Here is a 17739-nt window from a genome sequence, read left to right as displayed (position 1 = left end):
CCGACTCGCACCGCGACCGGCGGGATCACCCGATGGTCGGTGGGTCGACCTGAACCCGCAGCGCCCCGCCGTCGCGCGCCGCACTGCGTGCCACCTGGGCTCGGCGCAGTGCGGCCACCAGGTCGCGACCGCCAGATCGTTTGATCCGCAACAAGATTCGTTCGACATCATCGGCAGATTCTGATCCCGACGGCGGACGCGCACCCGGCGGCAACGGCACCGGACCCAGGGTTTGTGCCTCGTCGGGCAACTCCAGCGCCTGCATGAACGCGCCTACCGCGGTTGCCGATCCGTCCACGGCGATCATCGTGACCGCTGGGGGCAGCGAGAGCTCAGCACGCGCGGCCACCTCGGCGACGGCGAACCCGACCGGATCCCAGCGGATGGTCGCCTGCACCACCGGCAACGACGCCTCAGCGACGATGACCATCGTCCCACCGGCGGCGGCCGGTCGGACCAGGGTGGCCGTGGCCAGCCAGCGCCGCAGGGTCTGTTCACCGGCCCGCAGGTCCGCGCGGTCGAGCTGCGCCCACGTGTCGAGCAGGACCGCCGCGCCGTAACCCCCCGCAGCGGCAGGCTCGGCCCCCGGCGTGGCCACCACCACCCGGGCTCCCCCGCCGATCGTGTCCACCACCCGATCCCCACCCGAGGTCAACACCGGTACTCCCGGAAACGCCCGGCCGAGCTCCTCGGCGGTGCGTCGTGAGCCGGTGGTCAGCGCGCGCAGACCCCGGTCACCACAGTCCACGCAGCGAAACGTGTTCTCTCGGCGACCGCACCACCGGCACGTGATCGGCCCGTCGGTCTCACCGCCGGTGGCCACCGGGCCGTCGAGGGACATCGGTCCGTGGCAGCGACGACACCGCACCCGAGTGCGGCATCCGCGGCAGGCCAGCGACGGATGGTAACCACGCCGCGGCACTCCGATCAGCACCGGCAGGTCGGCGGACAACGCCTGACGAGCTGCGTCGAAGGCGATTTCGGGGATACGGGCCACCCGGGCCAACGGGTCGCGCGCCACCCGACGGTCCTCGTCGCTGATGGCGACGATGCGCGGCACCCGCGCGCGCAGCACCGCGCGATCGGCCACCACCTCGTGCATCCACCCCGAATCGACGAGGGTCTGGGTCTCGGCGGTCCGCGCGAACCCACCGATGACCAGCGCGCACGCTGAGTCGACCGAACGCAGCACGGCCACCTCGCGCGGATGCGGGTACGGCGCCCGCGGTTCGGTGAGGCTGTCGTCGCCGTCGTCCCAGACCACCATCAGCCCCAGATCGACCACCGGTGCGAACGCCGCCGAGCGAGTGCCGACGACCACGTCGGCGCACCCCCGCAGAACCCGCAGCCAGCGGCGATAACGCGCGGTGGGTCCCAACCCGGCCGACAGTGCCACCACCCGGTCACCCAGGGTGGCGCGGCACGTGGCCTCGACCCGGTCGATGTCGCGCTGGTCGGGCACCACGATGATCACGCCGCGTCCGGCGCGCACGGCGACGGCTGCGAGCTCGGCCAACCGGACTTCCCAGCGTTCGCCGGGCAGTGCCTGCCACGCCGCACGTGGTGCGCCGCCTGCGGTGATCGCAGCCAGCAATGAACGCCCGGCCCGGTACTGGGCCCAGGCATCATCTGATGGTGCCGGCGGCGGCGGGAGTGTCGCGAGGTCGAGTGCCCCGGAGTCGACGGCCTGCTCGGTGCGGGCGTGTCGTGGCGGGATGGCCAGGCGCAGGACGTCGGTCGTCATCCCGGCGTAGCGCTGGGCCACGGCACGGCAGAGCCGCAGCAGCTCGGCGGTGAGGACAGGTTCGGACGAGACCACCCGGTCCAGCCAGCCCAACCGTCCGGGGTGATCGCTGGCGTCGAGTCGCTCGACGACGAAGCCGTCCACCAGTCGACCCGCGAAGCGGACGCGGACCCGCACGCCGGGCCGCGCATCGGCGTCCTGGTCGGTGTCGACCTGGTAGTCGAAGGGCCGATCGAGGTGCGAGAGACCCAGCATGGGCAGCACAGACGCCACGGGGAGATGAGCAGCCGGCGTCCGTGAGGCCGCACGTGTGCTCATCTCCCCGGGCGATCCGAGCAGGTCGTCACAGACCGGCGGCGGCCTTCAAGGCGTCGACGCGATCGGTGCGCTCCCACGGCAGGTCCACGTCGGTACGACCGAAGTGACCATAGGCTGCGGTGGGTGCGTAGATGGGGCGCAGCAGGTCCAGGTCGCGGATGATCGCACCCGGCCGCAGGTCGAAGACCTGGCTGATGGCGGCCTGGATGGTCGCCGGATCGATGGTCTCGGTACCGAACGTCTCGACGAACAGGCCCACCGGAGCGGCCTTGCCGATGGCGTAGGCCACCTGGACCTCGATGCGCTTGGCCAGCCCGGCGGCGACGGCGTTCTTGGCCACCCACCGCATGGCGTAGGCCGCGCTGCGATCGACCTTCGAGGGGTCTTTGCCGGAGAACGCGCCACCGCCGTGGCGGGCCATGCCGCCGTAGGTGTCGACGATGATCTTGCGGCCGGTCAAGCCGGCGTCGCCCATCGGTCCACCGAGGACGAACTTGCCGGTCGGGTTGACCAACAGCCGCACGTTCGAGGTGTCGAGGGCACCGAGATCGGCTTCGGCGATCACTGCGTCGACGACGTTGGCCTTGATGTCGGGGGTGAGCATGTTGACCAGGTCGATGTCGGCGGCGTGCTGCGTCGAGAGCACCACGGTGTCCAGCCGGACCGGGGTGTCACCCGCGTATTCGATGGTCACCTGGGTCTTGCCGTCTGGGCGCAGGTAGGGCAGGGTGCCGTTCTTGCGCACCTCGGTCAGCTTGCGCGAGAGACGGTGGGCTAGCGCGATGGGCAGGGGCATCAGCTCGGGGGTGTCGCTGGTGGAGTACCCGAACATCAGGCCCTGGTCGCCGGCACCCTGCTTGTCGATCTCGTCGGTCTGGCCGTCCACCCGCGCCTCGTAGGCGTTGTCCACACCCTGGGCGATGTCGGGCGACTGCGCCCCGATCGCCACGTTCACGCCGCAGGACGCGCCGTCGAATCCCTTCGACGACGAGTCGTAGCCGATCTCGAGCACCTTCTCGCGCACGATGGCCGGAATGTCGGCGTAGGCCGAGGTGGTCACCTCACCGGCGACGTGGACCTGGCCGGTGGTCACCAAGGTCTCCACAGCAACGCGGGAGGTGGGATCCTCCCGCAGCAGCGCGTCGAGGATCGAGTCGCTGATGGCGTCACAGATCTTGTCGGGGTGGCCCTCGGTAACCGATTCGCTGGTGAACAGCCGGGACGCTCCCGAAGCGGACGTGGTCATCTTTTCCTCTCGAACGTGGTCGTCATGCAGGGCGGGTCAATTGCTCGCGGCGAACGCGCCGCCGCGTGGCCGGCAAGGGGTCCCGCCGCGACACACCGCATCGCCGCGCCCACCTGGCCCCGCCCCCGGTGTGGTGGCGGCCACCTGGGCGGCAGACCCGGTGGTGGTCCCCGCACCAAGGGAACAACCTACACACATCCGCTGGTCGCGGCCGACCTGGGCCGCAGGGTTCGGCCGCGGAGAAACCTTGGTCAGCGCCGGTCGCGACGGACCTCGGAGACCGCGTCGAGGATTCGACTCGCCATGAGTGTTTTCGATCCCATCGGCAGCGCCGTCTCGGTGCCGGTGGCGGTCAGCAACCAGCCCGTGTTGTCGTCGGTGCCGAACGCACGCCCGTCGCCGACTGCGTTGACCACCAACAGATCGCAGCCCTTGCGGACCAGTTTGATGCGGCCGTGATCGAGTACGCCGCCGTCGGCGTCGCCGGTCTCGGCGGCGAATCCGACGATCACGGTCTCGTCGGTGAGATCACCGGCGGCTCGTGCGGTCACCAACCCGTGCAGGATGTCGGGGTTGGTGGTCAACACGATCGGATCAGGGTCGGCGCCGTTCTTCTTGATCTTGGACTCCGCACGCACCACCGGCCGAAAGTCTGCGACGGCCGCGGCCATGATGACCACGTCGGCCACTGCAGCGCGTCGGGTCACCTCCTGCTCCATCTCGGCTGCGGTGACCACCGGCGCGATCTCGACGCCCGCGGGCACCGACACCCCGGACACACTGCCCGCGATCAGGGTGACCGACGCGCCACGCTGGACGGCAGCGCGCGCGAGTGCGAAGCCCTGCTTGCCGGAGCTGCGATTACCCAGGTAGCGCACCGGGTCGAGCGGTTCGCGGGTACCACCGGCGGTGATCAGGATCCGCACGCCCTCCAGATCGCGGGGAAGCGCGTCGGGGCGTTCGAGCAGCAGATCGCCGAGCAATCCGATCTCGTCCGGTTCGGGGAGTCGACCGGGTCCGGTGTCGGTACCGGTGAGCCGACCCGACGCGGGCGTCATCACGATCGAGCCGTGCGCCCGCAGCGTTGCCACGTTCGCACGGGTGGCCGGATGCTCCCACATCTCGGTGTGCATCGCGGGTGCGAACAACACCGGGCATCGGGCCGTCAGCAGCGTCGCGGTCAGCAGGTCGTCGGCGCGACCGGTCGCCGCGCGGGCCATCAGGTCTGCCGTCGCCGGCGCGATCACCACCAGATCAGCGCCCTGCCCGACGCGCACATGCGGCACATCGGGGACGTCGTCGAACACCTCGGGTGTGGCGGGATTGCCACTGAGCGCCTCGAAGGTCGCCTGTCCGACGAAATTCAATGCGGCACGGGTGGGTATCACCCGCACGTCGTGACCGGACTCGGTGAAGTGCCGGATCACCCCGCACGCCTTGTAGGCGGCGATTCCGCCGCCCACCCCGACGACCACCCGACGTCGGGTCGATGTCGCGTTCATCGACGTACGCCGTTCGCGCCCTACTCGCCTTCGGTGTGCTCGAGCAGGTCGGCGTGGATCTCACGCAACGCGATCGACAGCGGCTTCTCCTGCAGACCAGGCTCGACCAGCGGGCCCACGTACTCCATGATGCCGTCGCCGAGCTGGTTGTAGTAGTCGTTGATCTGCCGCGCCCGCTTGGCTGCGAAGATCACCAACGCGTACTTGGAGGACGCACGGTCGAGCAGCTCGTCGATGGGCGGATTGGTGATGCCCAGCGGCGTGTCGTAGGCCGGGGTCTCGACGACGTCGGTCACGTCACCACTGGTCGGAATGCTCACGCAAAGTCCTCACTTCATCGGTTCTGGTGTGCGCCCCCAGATCGGGTTCGCACGGTGTCGCTGCTGGTGGACGGGCCACAAACGCCCGCACGGCGACGGTCAGGCGGGATCAGATGGGCCCGCATCTTCCGAGCCCACACGCCCGACCAGCAAGGATAGCAAGGTCTGGGCCACCCGGTCGACTTCGTCGTTGACGATGACGTGGTCGAACTCGTCGGCCATGGCCAGTTCGGCTCGCGCGGTCTCCAGTCGCCGCGCGATGACGTCGGCGGACTCGGTGCCTCGACCGGTGAGCCGACGCACCAGCTCCTCCCAACTCGGCGGCGCCAGGAAGACGGTGATCGCCTCGGGCAGTCGGCGGGCGACCGCTCGCGCACCCGCGATGTCGACTTCGACCAGCACCGGACTACCGGCCGCCAACGCGTCGAGAACGGGTGCTGCCGGAGTACCCGACCGCTGCAAGCCCCCGTGAATCTCGGCCCATTCAAGCAGTTCGCCCTCGGCGATCATCGCATCGAAACGGGCATCGTCGACGAAGTGGTAGTCGCGACCGTCGACCTCGCCGGTCCGCGGCGCCCGGGTGGTCGCCGAGACGCTGAACACCAGCTCTGGCAACAGTTCTCGCAATCGCCGCACCACGCTGGACTTGCCGACGGCAGAGGGACCGACCACAACCACAAGTCGGCCCCTCTGGTCCACGGACAGTTCGGCGGCGGTCATCGCTTCTCAGTTGCAGCGGCCTGGGCTGCTACACCCGGCACCGCGTGGCGCCGCTGGACGGTGTCGTCGCAGATGGCTGACCTCAGCCCTGGTCGAACTTGGCCAGCAGAGCCTTGCGCTGCCGGTCACCGAGGCCGCGCAGACGCCGCGTCGGGGCGATCTCGAGCTCGGTCATGATCTCCTGGGCCTTGACCTTGCCCACCTTGGGCAGGGCCTCGAGCAGCGCCGAGACCTTCATCTTGCCGAGGATCTCGTCGGTCTCGGCATCCTTGAGCACCTGCTTGAGATCGGTGCCGCCGCGCTTGAGCCGCTCTTTGAGCTCGGCACGGGCCCGACGAGCGGCAGCTGCCTTCTCCAGAGCTGCGGCGCGCTGCTCGGGTGTCAACTGGGGAAGGGCCACGGGTTCCTCCGTATTCGTAGAACTTGAGTCGTTGCGGTGCTGCGTTCGGCGCAGCGCTTGCGACCGTACCGACGGGAGCAGGCATTTGCGAGCCCCACCCCCTGTCGACCTGCGCAGGTGTCGGTGTTGTAGGGCGTGGACCCCGCCGATCGAGACCGAGCCGGCCGAGCCGCCGAGCGACCGGCGCCGAGCGCGCAATACGCTGTCCCACAACGGCTTTACGAAAATTGCACCCCATCGACCCGGAAACCTCGCCGACCAGCCCCCGTGACAGGTGTGACTGGTGGGTCGACACCTGGCCGGTGAGACATTCGTTGCGACCCGCGCGTGTCGTCACACGCCTGTGACGTGGGCGAACGACAGCATCGTCGCCACCGACCACCCGATCCAGGGCTGCCGTTCAGTCCAGGGCTGCCTCGAGCTCGTCACGTAGGCGTGCCGCGACTGCCGACAACGCCGACACCGACGGTCCGTGCGCCAAGATCTCCCGCGACGCGGCGGGCAGCAGCCATCGGTGATCGCCTGTGAACACCGCAGCCAGGTCGGCGGCAGTGGCGCCCTGGGCACCGAGGCCCGGGGCCAGGATCGGCGCCTGCAGACCCGACAGATCCAGACCGTGGTCACGCGTGGCCCCTACGACCACACCGGCCACCGCAGCGGGTCCCGAGTTCACCGCGACCACCGCATCGATGATCGACTGCGCCACCGATATCCCCTCCGTCTGAGCCAGCTGCACCGAGCCGCCCTCAGGGTTGGAGGTGCGGGCCAACACCACGACACCGCGCCCGGTCGCCGTCGCGAGGTCCAGCGCCGGTTGCAACGAACCGAACCCCAGATACGGCGACACGGTCACCGCGTCACTGCACAGCGGTGAGGTCGCACCGAGCCAGGCGTGCGCGTAGGCGGCCATCGTGGTCCCGATGTCCCCGCGTTTGGCGTCGGCCAGCACCAACGCACCGGCCTCGGTGGCGGCACCGATGGTCTCCTCCAGCACGGCCAGACCGCGGGAACCGAAGCGCTCGAAGAAGGCGACCTGCGGCTTGATCACCGCCGCCACCGACCCGAGAGCCTCGACACAGATGTCGGCGAATCGGCGCAGCCCGTCTGCATCGTCACCCAGTCCCCACCGCTGCAGCAGCTGCGGGTGCGGGTCGATGCCCGCACACAGCCGACCCCGGGCGTCCACCGCTGCCCGGTGTCGAGCGGCGAAGTCGAGGACAGCCGGATCACGGCGCGGCGACCCGGGATCGCTCACCGGTTCATCGCGGCGTGGCGCGACTGCAGCGACCGCACGCCGATGTCGCCGACGATCGCCGCCTCGATACCCTGCACGGCGGCACCCGCCCCCTGCACCGTGGTGATGCACGGGATGTTCACCGACACTGCGGCACTGCGGATCTCGTAACCGTCGATGCGTGGACCGGAGTTGCCGAACGGGGTGTTGATGACCATGGCCACCGCACCCGATCGGATGGTGTCGACGATGGTCTGTTCGCCGGGCGGCACGTCGGTGTCGGAGTGCTTGTACACCTGGGTGCAGGTGATCCCGTTACGTCGCAGCATGTCTGCGGTCCCCTCGGTGGCCAGGATCTCGAACCCGAGATCGGCCAACCGCTTGATCGGGAACAGCAGGGCGCGTTTGTCCTTGTTGGCCACCGACACGAAGATCGCCCCGGAGGTCGGCAGCGATCCATACGCCGCGGTCTGGGACTTGGCGAAGGAGCGACCGAAGTCCGAATCGATGCCCATCACCTCACCGGTCGACTTCATCTCCGGGCTGAGCAGCGAGTCCACACCGGTGCCGTCCTCGCGCCGGAACCGGTTGAACGGCAACACCGCTTCCTTGACCGCGATCGGTGCACCCTGGGGCAGTGCGCTGCCGTCGCCGGTGGCCGGGAGCAGCCCCTGGGCCCGCAGCTGCGCGATCGACTCACCGAGCATCACCCGCGCGCATGCCTTGGCCAGTTGTACCGCGGTGGCCTTGGACACGAACGGCACGGTGCGGCTGGCGCGCGGATTGGCCTCGAGCACATAGAGGATGTCGTCTTTGAGCGCGTACTGGACGTTGAGCAGACCCCTGACCCCGATCCCCTTCGCCAACGCCTCGGTGGACCGACGAACCGCCTCGATGTCTGAGCGCCCCAACGCCATCGGTGGCAAAGCGCACGCCGAGTCGCCCGAGTGGATTCCGGCCTCTTCGATGTGTTCCATGATCCCGCCGATGTAGACCTCGGTGCCGTCGCACAGCGCGTCGACGTCGATCTCGACGGCGTCCTCGAGAAAGCGATCGACGAGCACAGGGTGCTCGGGGGTGAGCTCGGTGGCCCGGGAGATGTAGCCCTCCAGTGACGGCTCGTCGTAGACGATCTCCATGCCGCGTCCACCCAGCACGTAGGACGGTCGTACCAACACCGGGTAGCCGATGCCCGAGGCGATCGAACGCGCCTCGTCGAACGTCGTCGCCATGCCGTACTTGGCGGCCGGGAGTCCGGCGTCGGCCAGTACCTTGCCGAATTCGCCGCGGTCCTCGGCGAGATCGATGGCCGACGGCGACGTGCCGACGATCGGGATGCCCGCAGCTTCGAGTCGACGCGCCAAGCCCAGCGGGGTCTGCCCGCCGAGTTGCACGATCACCCCGACCACGTCGCCGGATGCGGCCTCGGCGCGGTAGACCTCCACCACGTCCTCGAAGGTCAACGGCTCGAAGTAGAGCCTGTCGGCGGTGTCGTAGTCGGTGGAAACGGTCTCGGGGTTGCAGTTGACCATCACGGTCTCGTAGCCGGCTTCGGTGAGGGTCAGTGCGGCATGGACACAGGAGTAGTCGAACTCGATGCCCTGGCCGATGCGGTTGGGTCCCGACCCGAGGATCAGCACCTTGCGCCGACCGGTCTGCGGGGCGATCTCGTCGGTGGCCGCAGAGTCGATCTCATAGGTGGAGTAGTGATAGGGCGTCTTGGCCTCGAACTCCGCCGCGCAGGTGTCCACCGTCTTGAACACCGGCCTGATCCCGAGCTCGTGGCGCCACCGTGCCACCGCCGCCTCGTCGGCGAAATCGGTACGGCGGGCCGCGATCTGACGATCGGAGATGCCGTTGGACTTGGCCTCCAGCAGCAGGTGGGCATCGAGGGTCTGCGCCGAGGCGATCCGCGCACCGAGTTCACACACACCCTCGATCTCGGCGAGGAACCAGGGGTCGATCTTGGTGGCGTCGAAGACGTCCTGCACCGAGGCGCCTGCATCGAATGCGGCCATGATCCGGTAGAGGCGTCCGTCCCGGGGCACCCGCAGTGACTCCAAGATCTCCTCGAGGCTGCCGTATTCGGTTGTCTCGGTCCAGAACCCGGCCGCCTTGGTCTCCAACGACCGCATCACCTTGCCCAGCGCCTCGGCAAAGCTGCGCCCCAGGCTCATGGCCTCGCCCACCGACTTCATCGTGGTGGTCAGAGTGTCGTCGGCTCCGGGGAACTTCTCGAAGGCGAAACGCGGCGCCTTGACCACCACGTAGTCCAGCGTCGGCTCGAAGCAGGCCGGGGTCTCGCCGGTGATGTCGTTGACGATCTCGTCGAGTCGATAACCGACCGCGAGCTTTGCCGCGATCTTGGCGATCGGGAAACCGGTCGCCTTCGACGCCAGCGCCGACGACCGCGACACACGCGGATTCATCTCGATGACGACGAGTCGGCCGTCGGTGGGATCCATCGCGAACTGGATGTTGCAGCCGCCGGTGTCCACACCCACCTCACGCAGGATGGCGATGGAGAGGTCGCGCATCTTCTGGTACTCGCGGTCGGTCAACGTCATCGCCGGGGCGACGGTCACCGAGTCACCTGTGTGCACACCGACCGGGTCGACGTTCTCGATGGAGCACACGACCACCACGTTGTCGCGGCCGTCGCGCATCAACTCGAGTTCGTACTCCTTCCACCCCAGGATCGACTCTTCGATCAGCACGTTGGCCGTCGGGGACGCCGCCAGTCCCCCACCGGCGATGCGTTCGAGATCGGCTGCGTCATAAGCCATTCCCGAGCCCAGCCCACCCATGGTGAACGACGGCCGGACCACCACCGGGTAGCCGAGCTCGGCGACGGTGTCGTGACACTCCGACATGGTGTAGCAGACCCGAGATCGCGCGCTCTCACCGCCGACCTTGGCCACGATGTCCTTGAACATCTGGCGGTCCTCACCGCGTTGGATGGCATCGAAGTCGGCACCGATCAGTTCGATGTCGTAGCGCTCGAGGATGCCCTGATCATGCAGTGCGACAGCAGCGTTGAGCGCGGTCTGGCCTCCGAGGGTGGCCAGTACCGCGTCGATGGGGTGCCCGGCGTCACGCTCGGCGATGATCACCTTCTCGATGTAGTCGGCCGTGATCGGCTCGATGTAGGTGGCGTCGGCGAACTCCGGGTCGGTCATGATGGTGGCCGGATTGGAGTTGACCAGGCTGACCCGCAAGCCCTCGGCCCGCAGAACCCGACAGGCCTGGGTACCGGAGTAGTCGAACTCGCAGGCCTGCCCGATGACGATCGGACCGGATCCGATCACCAGGACATGCGACAGATCTGTGCGGCGGGGCATCAGACACGGGCTCCTTGCATCAATGTGGTGAAGCGATCGAACAGGTAGGCGGCATCGTGTGGGCCGGCGGCGGCCTCGGGGTGGTACTGCACCGAGAAGGCGCGACCGTCGAGGAGTTCCACGCCTTCCACGGTGCCGTCGTTGGCGCAGGTGTGGCTCACCCGGGCGCGACCGAAGTCGGAGTCGAACTCCTCGCCCGCCTCGCCTTCGAGCGCGAAGCCGTGGTTCTGCGCGGTGATCGACACCAGCCCGGTGGCGTGATCGATCACGGGGATGTTGATCCCGCGATGGCCGAACTTCATCTTGTACGTCCCACGACCCAGCGCCCGCCCGAGGATCTGGTTGCCGAAACAGATTCCGAACAAGGGGATCTCGGCGGCCAGCACCGAACGGGTGAGGGCGACGGCACCGTCGGCGGTGGCCGGGTCACCCGGCCCGTTGGACAGGAAGACGCCGTCGGGCGCCAGCGCGGAGATGGCCTCGGGAGAGACCGTGGACGGCACAACATGCACGCGGATCCCGCGCTGGGCGAACATCCGGGGGGTGTTGGTCTTGATCCCCAGATCGATGGCGGCCACGGTGAACCGGTGCTCACCGTCGGGTTCGACGATGTAGGCCTGCGACGTGCTCACCTCCTGTGCGAGGTCGGCACCGGCCATCGACGGCGCCGAACGCACCCGCTCGAGCAGCTTGTCGATGACAGCGATGGCCGGACCGGAGAAGATGCCTGCGCGCATCGAGCCGTGTTCGCGCAGCACCCGGGTCACTGCCCGGGTGTCGATGCCGGCGATCCCGACCACGCCCTGACGGATCAACTCGTCCTCGAGCGTGGAGGTGGCCCGCCAACTCGACACGCGCCGCGTGGGATTGCGCACCGCATAACCAGCCACCCAGATGCGGCCGTCGCGGCTCTCGTCGTCCTCGGTGTTCCACCCCGTGTTGCCGATCTGTGGGGCGGTGGCCACCACGATCTGGCGGTGGTAGCTGGGGTCGGTGAGCGTCTCCTGGTAGCCGGTCATCGCGGTGCAGAACACCGCCTCACCCAGCGTCTGGCCGTGGGCGCCGAACGCGCTGCCGGAGAACACCTGTCCGTTCTCGAGCACCAACACAGCTGGAGTCATCTTTCGTCCTCGCTCGTCTCGCCGCCCCGGGGGCTCGGCGCCTGATCGGTGGAATCATTTGCGGTAGATGACGATTGACCACCCGCGGTGGTGTCGTCGGGTGTTGGGTCCAGCCGTGGATCATGGGACACCCACAGCGGGTAGCGCGTCTTGTCGTCACCGCGCAATCCGGAGTCGATCTCGGTACCCGAGGGCAGTCGCCATCGGATGACGATCAACCCGTCGGCCGACATCACCTTGCCCGCGAGACCGCGTTCGGTGCGGATCGCGATGGTCGACTCCTGCGGGATCCAGATCGGGTTGGCACCGTCCCGATCGATCAACACGCCGGTGTCATACAGCGAGAACCGAGACTTTGCGCGGTCGCCATAGTCGCCGACGGCGACTCGATCCATCCATCGCGGAGCGATCGTCGATCCCACGTACAGGCCGGTGTCCGGGCCCAGCAGCAGCGTGCCGGGGTCGGCAGGCACTTCCGGGAACACCCCGATCACGTCGTGTTGACGTTGTCCACGGTTGCGCCAGCCGCGCACCATCAGCGCGACGATGCCGCCCCAGGCGATCAACACCACCACGACGACCACCACTCCGGTCATGTCCAACGCACCTCTCCCTCGACTGCGGTCACGCGCCCACGCAGGACGGTCGCGCGCACCCGGGCGGGCAGGGTCATCGACTCGAACGGGGTGTTGCGGGAGCGGCTGACCAACTCCTCGGCGGTGACCGTCCACTCGGCGTCGGGGTCGATGACCACCAGGTTCGCCGGCTCCCCCACCGCGATCGGGCGACCCTGGTCGGGCAGGCCCACGATCGCGGCCGGCCGCTCACTCATGACCCGGGCCACGCCGCGCCAGTCCAGCAGACCGTCGGCGACCATCGTGGCCGCCACCACCGACAGCGCCGTCTGCAACCCGAGCATGCCCGGGCGGGCCTGAGCGAACTCACAGCACTTGTCCTGTTCGGCGTGCGGTGCGTGATCGGTTGCCACACAATCGATCACGCCTTCGGCCAGCGCCGCCCGCAGAGCCTGACAGTCCGATGCCTCGCGTAGTGGCGGGTTGACCTTGTGCACCGGGTCGTAGCCGACGAGGCGGGAATCGTCGAGCAGCAGGTGATGCGGGGTCACCTCGGCGGTGATGGCGATGTCGTGCGATTTGGCCCAGCGCAGCAGCTCCACCGTGCCGGCGGTGGATGCGTGACAGATGTGCACCCGCGCATCGGCGTCGCGGGCCAGGATCGCGTCGCGCGCCACGATCGACTCCTCCGCCGAACGCGGCCAGCCCGCCAGTCCCAGGCGCGCCGCGGTAGGGCCCTCGTGCGCGATGGCGTCGACGGTCAGTCGCGGCTCCTCGGCGTGCTGGGCGATGAGGACACCGAGACCGGTCGCGTATTCCAACGCCCGTCGCATCAGCAGCGGATCGTGCACGCATTTGCCGTCGTCGCTGAACATCCGCACCCGCCCGGCTCCCGCTGCCATCGCCCCGAGCTCGGCGAGTCGGGTGCCCGCGAGCCCGACGGTGACCGCGCCCACGGGGTGTACGTCGACCAGGCCGATCTCCTGCCCGCGTGCCCACACGTGGTCGGTGATGACCGGCGAGTCGGCGACCGGGTCGGTGTTGGCCATGGCGAACACCGCGGTGTAGCCACCCAAAGCCGCTGCGGCCGAACCGGTCTCGATGGTCTCGGTGTCCTCGCGGCCCGGCTCACGCAGGTGGGTGTGCAGGTCGACGAAGCCCGGGAGCAGTACACCGCCGCGCCCGTCGATGTGCTCCTCGACGCCGGCGGACAGATCGGTATCGATCGCGCTGATCACGCCGTCGTCGATCAGCACATCGAGTGGATCGCCTTCGCCGTAGAGGCGCACGTCGGTGATCAACAATTGATGGTTGGAGACGCTCACGCCCCACCTTCCTCGTCGGTACCGACCAGAAGTCGGAACAGCACAGCCATCCGCATGTGCACGCCGTTGCTCACCTGTTGCAGCACCGTCGCGTTCGACGAATCTGCCACCGAGAACCCGATCTCCATCCCCCGCAGCATCGGTCCCGGGTGCAACACGATCGCGTCGTCACCAAGCACTGCGAGCCGAGAATCGTTGAGCCCGTAGCGGATCGAGTACTCGCGCGCCGACGGGAAGAACCCCCCGTTCATGCGTTCGGCCTGCACGCGCAGCACCATCACCGCGTCGAGTCCAGGTAGAGCGGCGTCGAGGTCGGTGATGACCTCCACCGGCCAGTCACGCACCCCGACCGGCAGCAACGTGGGTGGGGCGACGATCACGACCGACGCTCCCAGGGTTGCCAACAGATGGGCATTCGACCGCGCCACCCGCGAATGCAGCACGTCGCCGACGATCGCGATCCGCCGTCCGGCAACACTTCCCAGTCGCTGGCGGATGGTCAACGCGTCAAGCAGAGCCTGCGTGGGGTGTTCGTGGGTACCGTCGCCGGCGTTGATGATCGACGGACCGGTGCCGCCCTCGTTGGTCCAGCGGGCGATCTGGTGCGCCGCACCGGACGCCGGGTGTCGCACGATGATCGCGTCGGCTCCGGCCGCACGCAACGTCTTGGCGGTGTCGCGCAGCGACTCGCCCTTGCCCACCGATGAACTCGAGGCGCTGACGTTGATGACGTCGGCGCTCATCCATTTGCCCGCCACCTCGAACGACACCCGGGTGCGGGTGGAGTTCTCGTAGAACAGCGTCATCACGGTGCGACCTCGCAGCGTGGGCAGCTTGCGCACTTCGCGCCCGGTCAATGCCTGCTCGAACCGCTCGGCCTCATCGAGCAGTCCGGTGGCGGCGTCGAGGTCGAGGTCGGCGACCGAGAGCAGATGCCGCATCAGCGCGCCCGCCCCTCGGCGATGACGACCTGGTCGACGCCGTCGTGCTCGACGAGTTGGACCGAGACGTCCTCGGTCCGTGCTGTCGGGATGTTCTTGCCCACGTAGTCCGCGCGCAGAGGTAGTTCGCGGTGGCCCCGGTCGACCAACACCGCGAGCTGGACCGACGCGGGCCGGCCCAGGTCGCGTAGTGCGTCCAGCGCAGCGCGCACGGTGCGGCCCGAGTAGAGGACGTCGTCGACGAGGATCACCAACGCCGAGTCGACCCCGCCGACAGGAACCGACGTGCGTTCGAGGGCACGGTGGGGTTTGTCGCGCAGATCGTCGCGGTAGAGGGTGATGTCGAGGAAGCCGACGCCGACGTCGACTCCGGAGAACTCAGCGATGCGGTCGGCAAGCCGGCGGGCCAGGGTGGTGCCGCGGGTGGGGATACCGATGATCACCACACGCGGGGCCTCCGGCGTACCCAATGCGGTCTTTTCGATGACCTGATGCGCCATCCGATCGATGGTGCGCTGCACATCGCCGGCGTCCAGCAGGGACCTCGAGGTAGCGGCCCGGTGTTCGGGTTCCGACACGTCGACCTCCTTCTCCGCCTCACAGGACGGATCGTTAAAGGATGTCTTTCCGGTCAAACCTTAACAGCCGGATGGACCTGGCTCCTTACCCCCCGGAGCCCCTCAGGCGTCGGTGACCGGTTTGGCGACCGGCTCGGCGCGCACCGCTGCTCGGACCTGCGGGGCCAAGCCCACCATCCGACCCAATACCCCGTTGACGAAGGCCGGGGAGTCGTCGGTGGAGAGTTCCTTGGCCAGCGAGACCGCCTCGTCGACGACCACTGCGGGCGGTACGTCGTCGGTGTGGAAAAGCTCCCAGGTGGCCAGCCGCAGGATGGCGCGGTCGACGGCGGGCAGCCGCACCAGCGTCCACTCCCGCAGGTGTGAGCTGAGCACGGCGTCGACCTGATCACCGTCGGCGACGATCCCGCCGATCACCTGCGCGGTGTAGTCGTGGATGTCGCCGAAGGTGTCGTCGTGTCGGAAGAGCTCGCGCCGCTGATCGATCAACTCGGCCGGCGACACACCCCTGGCCTCGGCCTCGAAGAGCAGGTCCACGGCGCGGCGACGAGCCTTGTGTCGGGTGCCGGGCTGTTTCACAACCACCCCCGGTCGATCAGTTCCACCGACGGCTCACGAGTTCACACGACCGAGGTAGTTCCCGTCACGCGAGTCGACCTTGAGCTTGTCACCGGTGTTGATGAACAGCGGGACCTGGATCTCCGCGCCGGTCTCCAGAGTGGCGGGCTTGGTGCCGCCGGTGGAGCGATCCCCCTGCACACCTGGATCGGTCTGGGCCACCAGCACCTCCACGGTGACCGGCAACTCGACGTAGAGGGGGGTGCCGTCGTGCATGGCGACCTGCACCTTCATGTTCTCGAGCAGGAACTTCGAGCCGTCGCCGAGTGTCTCCGGAGAGATCGAGACCTGTTCGTAGTTCTCCGAGTCCATGAACACGTAATCGGTGCCGTCGTTGTAAAGGAAGGTCATGTCGCGCCGGTCCACCGTCGCGGTCTCCACCTTCACGCCGGCGTTGAACGTCTTGTCGACGATCTTGCCCGAGAGCACGTTCTTGATCTTGGTGCGCACGAACGCAGGTCCCTTGCCGGGCTTGACGTGCTGGAACTCCTGGATCTGCCACAGCTGGTCGTCCATCCGGAGCACGAGCCCGTTCTTGAAGTCTGCGGTACTGGCCACGTGTTCGTTCCTCTCACCCGGCGTCCGGGCGCAGCGTCATCGACGAGTGCGCGGGCGCGCTCAGATGACGGAAAATGATGTGTCGGTGGTTGTCAGCAGCTCGGGCGATCCCGCCCGCACCACCAGGGTGTCCTCGATGCGGACCCCGCCTCGTCCGGGTAGATACACACCGGGTTCGACGGTGACAGCCGCACCGGAAGGCAGTGTACCAACTGCGGTTTTCCCGATCGACGGCGCTTCGTGGATCTGCAGTCCCACCCCGTGTCCGAGGCCGTGGACGTAGTGGTCGGCGTGTCCGGCGGCATCGATCACCGACCGCGCGGCCGCATCCACCGCCGCCAGATCGGCACCGGGCGCCAACGCCGCCCGCCCCGCGGCCTGCGCCGTGGCCACCAGGTCGTAGATGTCGCGTTGCCATTGCGCTGCCGCGCCCAGCACGAAGGTGCGTGTCATGTCCGAGTGGTAGCCACCCACGACAGCGCCGAAGTCGAGCTTGACGAAATCGCCCTCGACCAACACTGCGTCGGTGGGGCGGTGATGCGGCACAGCCGAATGGGCGCCCGCGGCGACGATGGTCTCGAACGAGATGGCCTGCGCCCCACGCGCGAACATCTCCCACTCCAACGTGCGTGCCACCTGACGTTCGGTGGCACCGGGGGCGATGACGCCCCGCTCGATGATCGCGGCCAGCGCGTCGTCGGCCACCGCGCACGCGGCACGCAGCAATCCGATCTCAACCTCGTCCTTGACCGACCGCAGTCGCTCCACCGCCGACCCGAGGTCGACGAGTCGGGTGGGCGGCGCCGCGGCCGTGGCGGCGGCCTCGAGCGCCCGCCACGCCGACACCGACAGCACGTGCTCCTCCACCGCCACCGTCAGCCCGCGGGTGGCGAGGTGCTCGAGCAGCACCGCCGGACAGTTTCGCCCGAGGATCACCGGAAGATCCGGGGCCTGCTCAGCGACCTGGGTGGTGTAGCGGCCATCGGTGCTGATCCGATCGGCGTCGGCCTCGGTGGCGTCGACGAGCACCGCGGCGTTCGATCCGGTGAAACCGGAGAGGTAACGGACGTTGGTCAGATCGCTGACCAGGGCGACATCGGCCCCGATGTGCTGCAGGTGGGTACGCAGCGCGGCTCGCCGAACGGCATGGTCAACAGTGGTGGTGGAGGTGTCGGTGGTCACCGCCTCACGCTACCGA

The 17739-nt window shown here is 68.4% G+C and carries 16 protein-coding genes; all 16 read right to left on the bottom strand.

Annotation, left to right across the window (positions count from 1 at the left end):
• Positions 1–25 precede the first annotated feature (25 nt).
• A complete protein-coding gene (locus KIK15_RS14720) occupies positions 26–2062 on the bottom strand; it encodes a primosomal protein N' (RefSeq protein WP_214245457.1) in 2037 nt (678 codons plus the stop codon).
• A 25-nt stretch (positions 2063–2087) separates the two neighbouring features.
• Positions 2088–3308 carry a methionine adenosyltransferase gene (gene metK / locus KIK15_RS14715; RefSeq protein ID WP_214245456.1) on the bottom strand — a complete coding sequence of 407 codons (1221 nt, stop codon included), beginning with the start codon at positions 3306–3308 and terminating at the stop codon, positions 2088–2090.
• A 251-nt stretch (positions 3309–3559) separates the two neighbouring features.
• On the bottom strand, positions 3560–4810 hold the full coding sequence (coaBC, locus tag KIK15_RS14710) for a bifunctional phosphopantothenoylcysteine decarboxylase/phosphopantothenate--cysteine ligase CoaBC (RefSeq protein WP_214245455.1): 1251 nt from the start codon (positions 4808–4810) through the stop codon (positions 3560–3562).
• A gap of 20 nt (positions 4811–4830) precedes the next feature.
• Positions 4831–5130 (bottom strand): DNA-directed RNA polymerase subunit omega, encoded by a 300-nt coding sequence (gene rpoZ, locus KIK15_RS14705; RefSeq protein ID WP_214245454.1) that lies wholly within the window; start codon positions 5128–5130, stop codon positions 4831–4833.
• Positions 5131–5229: 99 nt separating this feature from the next.
• Positions 5230–5850 (bottom strand): guanylate kinase, encoded by a 621-nt coding sequence (gmk, locus tag KIK15_RS14700; protein ID WP_214245453.1) that lies wholly within the window; start codon positions 5848–5850, stop codon positions 5230–5232.
• An 82-nt stretch (positions 5851–5932) separates the two neighbouring features.
• Positions 5933–6250: an integration host factor, actinobacterial type gene (mihF, locus tag KIK15_RS14695; RefSeq protein ID WP_214245452.1), complete on the bottom strand. Its 318-nt coding sequence runs from the start codon at positions 6248–6250 to the stop codon at positions 5933–5935.
• Between the two features lie 400 nt (positions 6251–6650).
• Complete coding sequence (gene pyrF, locus KIK15_RS14690; protein WP_214245451.1) at positions 6651–7505, bottom strand: orotidine-5'-phosphate decarboxylase; 855 nt, start codon at positions 7503–7505, stop codon at positions 6651–6653.
• The gene (gene carB, locus KIK15_RS14685) at positions 7502–10825 is read right to left on the bottom strand and encodes a carbamoyl-phosphate synthase large subunit (protein ID WP_214245450.1); all 3324 of its coding nucleotides are present in this window, start codon (positions 10823–10825) and stop codon (positions 7502–7504) included. Before carB ends, pyrF begins: the two co-directional genes overlap by 4 nt.
• On the bottom strand, positions 10825–11946 hold the full coding sequence (gene carA / locus KIK15_RS14680; protein ID WP_214245449.1) for a glutamine-hydrolyzing carbamoyl-phosphate synthase small subunit: 1122 nt from the start codon (positions 11944–11946) through the stop codon (positions 10825–10827). The genes carB and carA overlap by 1 nt, the downstream gene beginning before the upstream one ends.
• Positions 11943–12542 carry a transporter gene (locus KIK15_RS14675; protein ID WP_250324687.1) on the bottom strand — a complete coding sequence of 200 codons (600 nt, stop codon included), beginning with the start codon at positions 12540–12542 and terminating at the stop codon, positions 11943–11945. Before KIK15_RS14675 ends, carA begins: the two co-directional genes overlap by 4 nt.
• Positions 12539–13846: a dihydroorotase gene (locus KIK15_RS14670; RefSeq protein WP_307851908.1), complete on the bottom strand. Its 1308-nt coding sequence runs from the start codon at positions 13844–13846 to the stop codon at positions 12539–12541. Before KIK15_RS14670 ends, KIK15_RS14675 begins: the two co-directional genes overlap by 4 nt.
• A complete protein-coding gene (locus tag KIK15_RS14665) occupies positions 13843–14787 on the bottom strand; it encodes an aspartate carbamoyltransferase catalytic subunit (RefSeq protein ID WP_214245448.1) in 945 nt (314 codons plus the stop codon). The genes KIK15_RS14670 and KIK15_RS14665 overlap by 4 nt, the downstream gene beginning before the upstream one ends.
• A complete protein-coding gene (pyrR, locus tag KIK15_RS14660; protein WP_214245447.1) occupies positions 14787–15365 on the bottom strand; it encodes a bifunctional pyr operon transcriptional regulator/uracil phosphoribosyltransferase PyrR in 579 nt (192 codons plus the stop codon). Before pyrR ends, KIK15_RS14665 begins: the two co-directional genes overlap by 1 nt.
• Positions 15366–15467: 102 nt before the next feature.
• Positions 15468–15944, bottom strand: a complete 477-nt coding sequence (gene nusB / locus KIK15_RS14655) for a transcription antitermination factor NusB (protein WP_214245446.1) — start codon at positions 15942–15944, stop codon at positions 15468–15470.
• A gap of 33 nt (positions 15945–15977) precedes the next feature.
• Entirely contained in the window at positions 15978–16541 is a 564-nt protein-coding gene (gene efp, locus KIK15_RS14650; RefSeq protein ID WP_214245445.1) for an elongation factor P, read from the bottom strand.
• A gap of 60 nt (positions 16542–16601) precedes the next feature.
• Entirely contained in the window at positions 16602–17723 is a 1122-nt protein-coding gene (locus tag KIK15_RS14645; protein ID WP_214245444.1) for an aminopeptidase P family protein, read from the bottom strand.
• Positions 17724–17739 lie beyond the last annotated feature (16 nt).

This window comes from Williamsia sp. CHRR-6, from assembly GCF_018474015.1.
Lineage (GTDB): Bacteria > Actinomycetota > Actinomycetes > Mycobacteriales > Mycobacteriaceae > Williamsia_A.
Note: the sequence above shows the minus strand (reverse complement) of the source record. Positions and strands in the feature narration are given on the sequence as shown.

Excerpts from the sequence above, each read along its gene's own strand:
- coaBC (WP_214245455.1), bottom strand. The coding sequence starts at position 4,810 with ATGAACGCGACATCGACCCGACGTCGGGTGGTCGTCGGGGTGGGCGGC.
- KIK15_RS14720 (WP_214245457.1), bottom strand. The coding sequence starts at position 2,062 with ATGAGCACACGTGCGGCCTCACGGACGCCGGCTGCTCATCTCCCCGTG.
- carB (WP_214245450.1), bottom strand. The coding sequence starts at position 10,825 with ATGCCCCGCCGCACAGATCTGTCGCATGTCCTGGTGATCGGATCCGGT.
- gmk (WP_214245453.1), bottom strand. The coding sequence starts at position 5,850 with ATGACCGCCGCCGAACTGTCCGTGGACCAGAGGGGCCGACTTGTGGTT.
- KIK15_RS14675 (WP_250324687.1), bottom strand. The coding sequence starts at position 12,542 with ATGACCGGAGTGGTGGTCGTCGTGGTGGTGTTGATCGCCTGGGGCGGC.
- metK (WP_214245456.1), bottom strand. The coding sequence starts at position 3,308 with ATGACCACGTCCGCTTCGGGAGCGTCCCGGCTGTTCACCAGCGAATCG.
- KIK15_RS14665 (WP_214245448.1), bottom strand. The coding sequence starts at position 14,787 with ATGCGGCATCTGCTCTCGGTCGCCGACCTCGACCTCGACGCCGCCACC.
- carA (WP_214245449.1), bottom strand. The coding sequence starts at position 11,946 with ATGACTCCAGCTGTGTTGGTGCTCGAGAACGGACAGGTGTTCTCCGGC.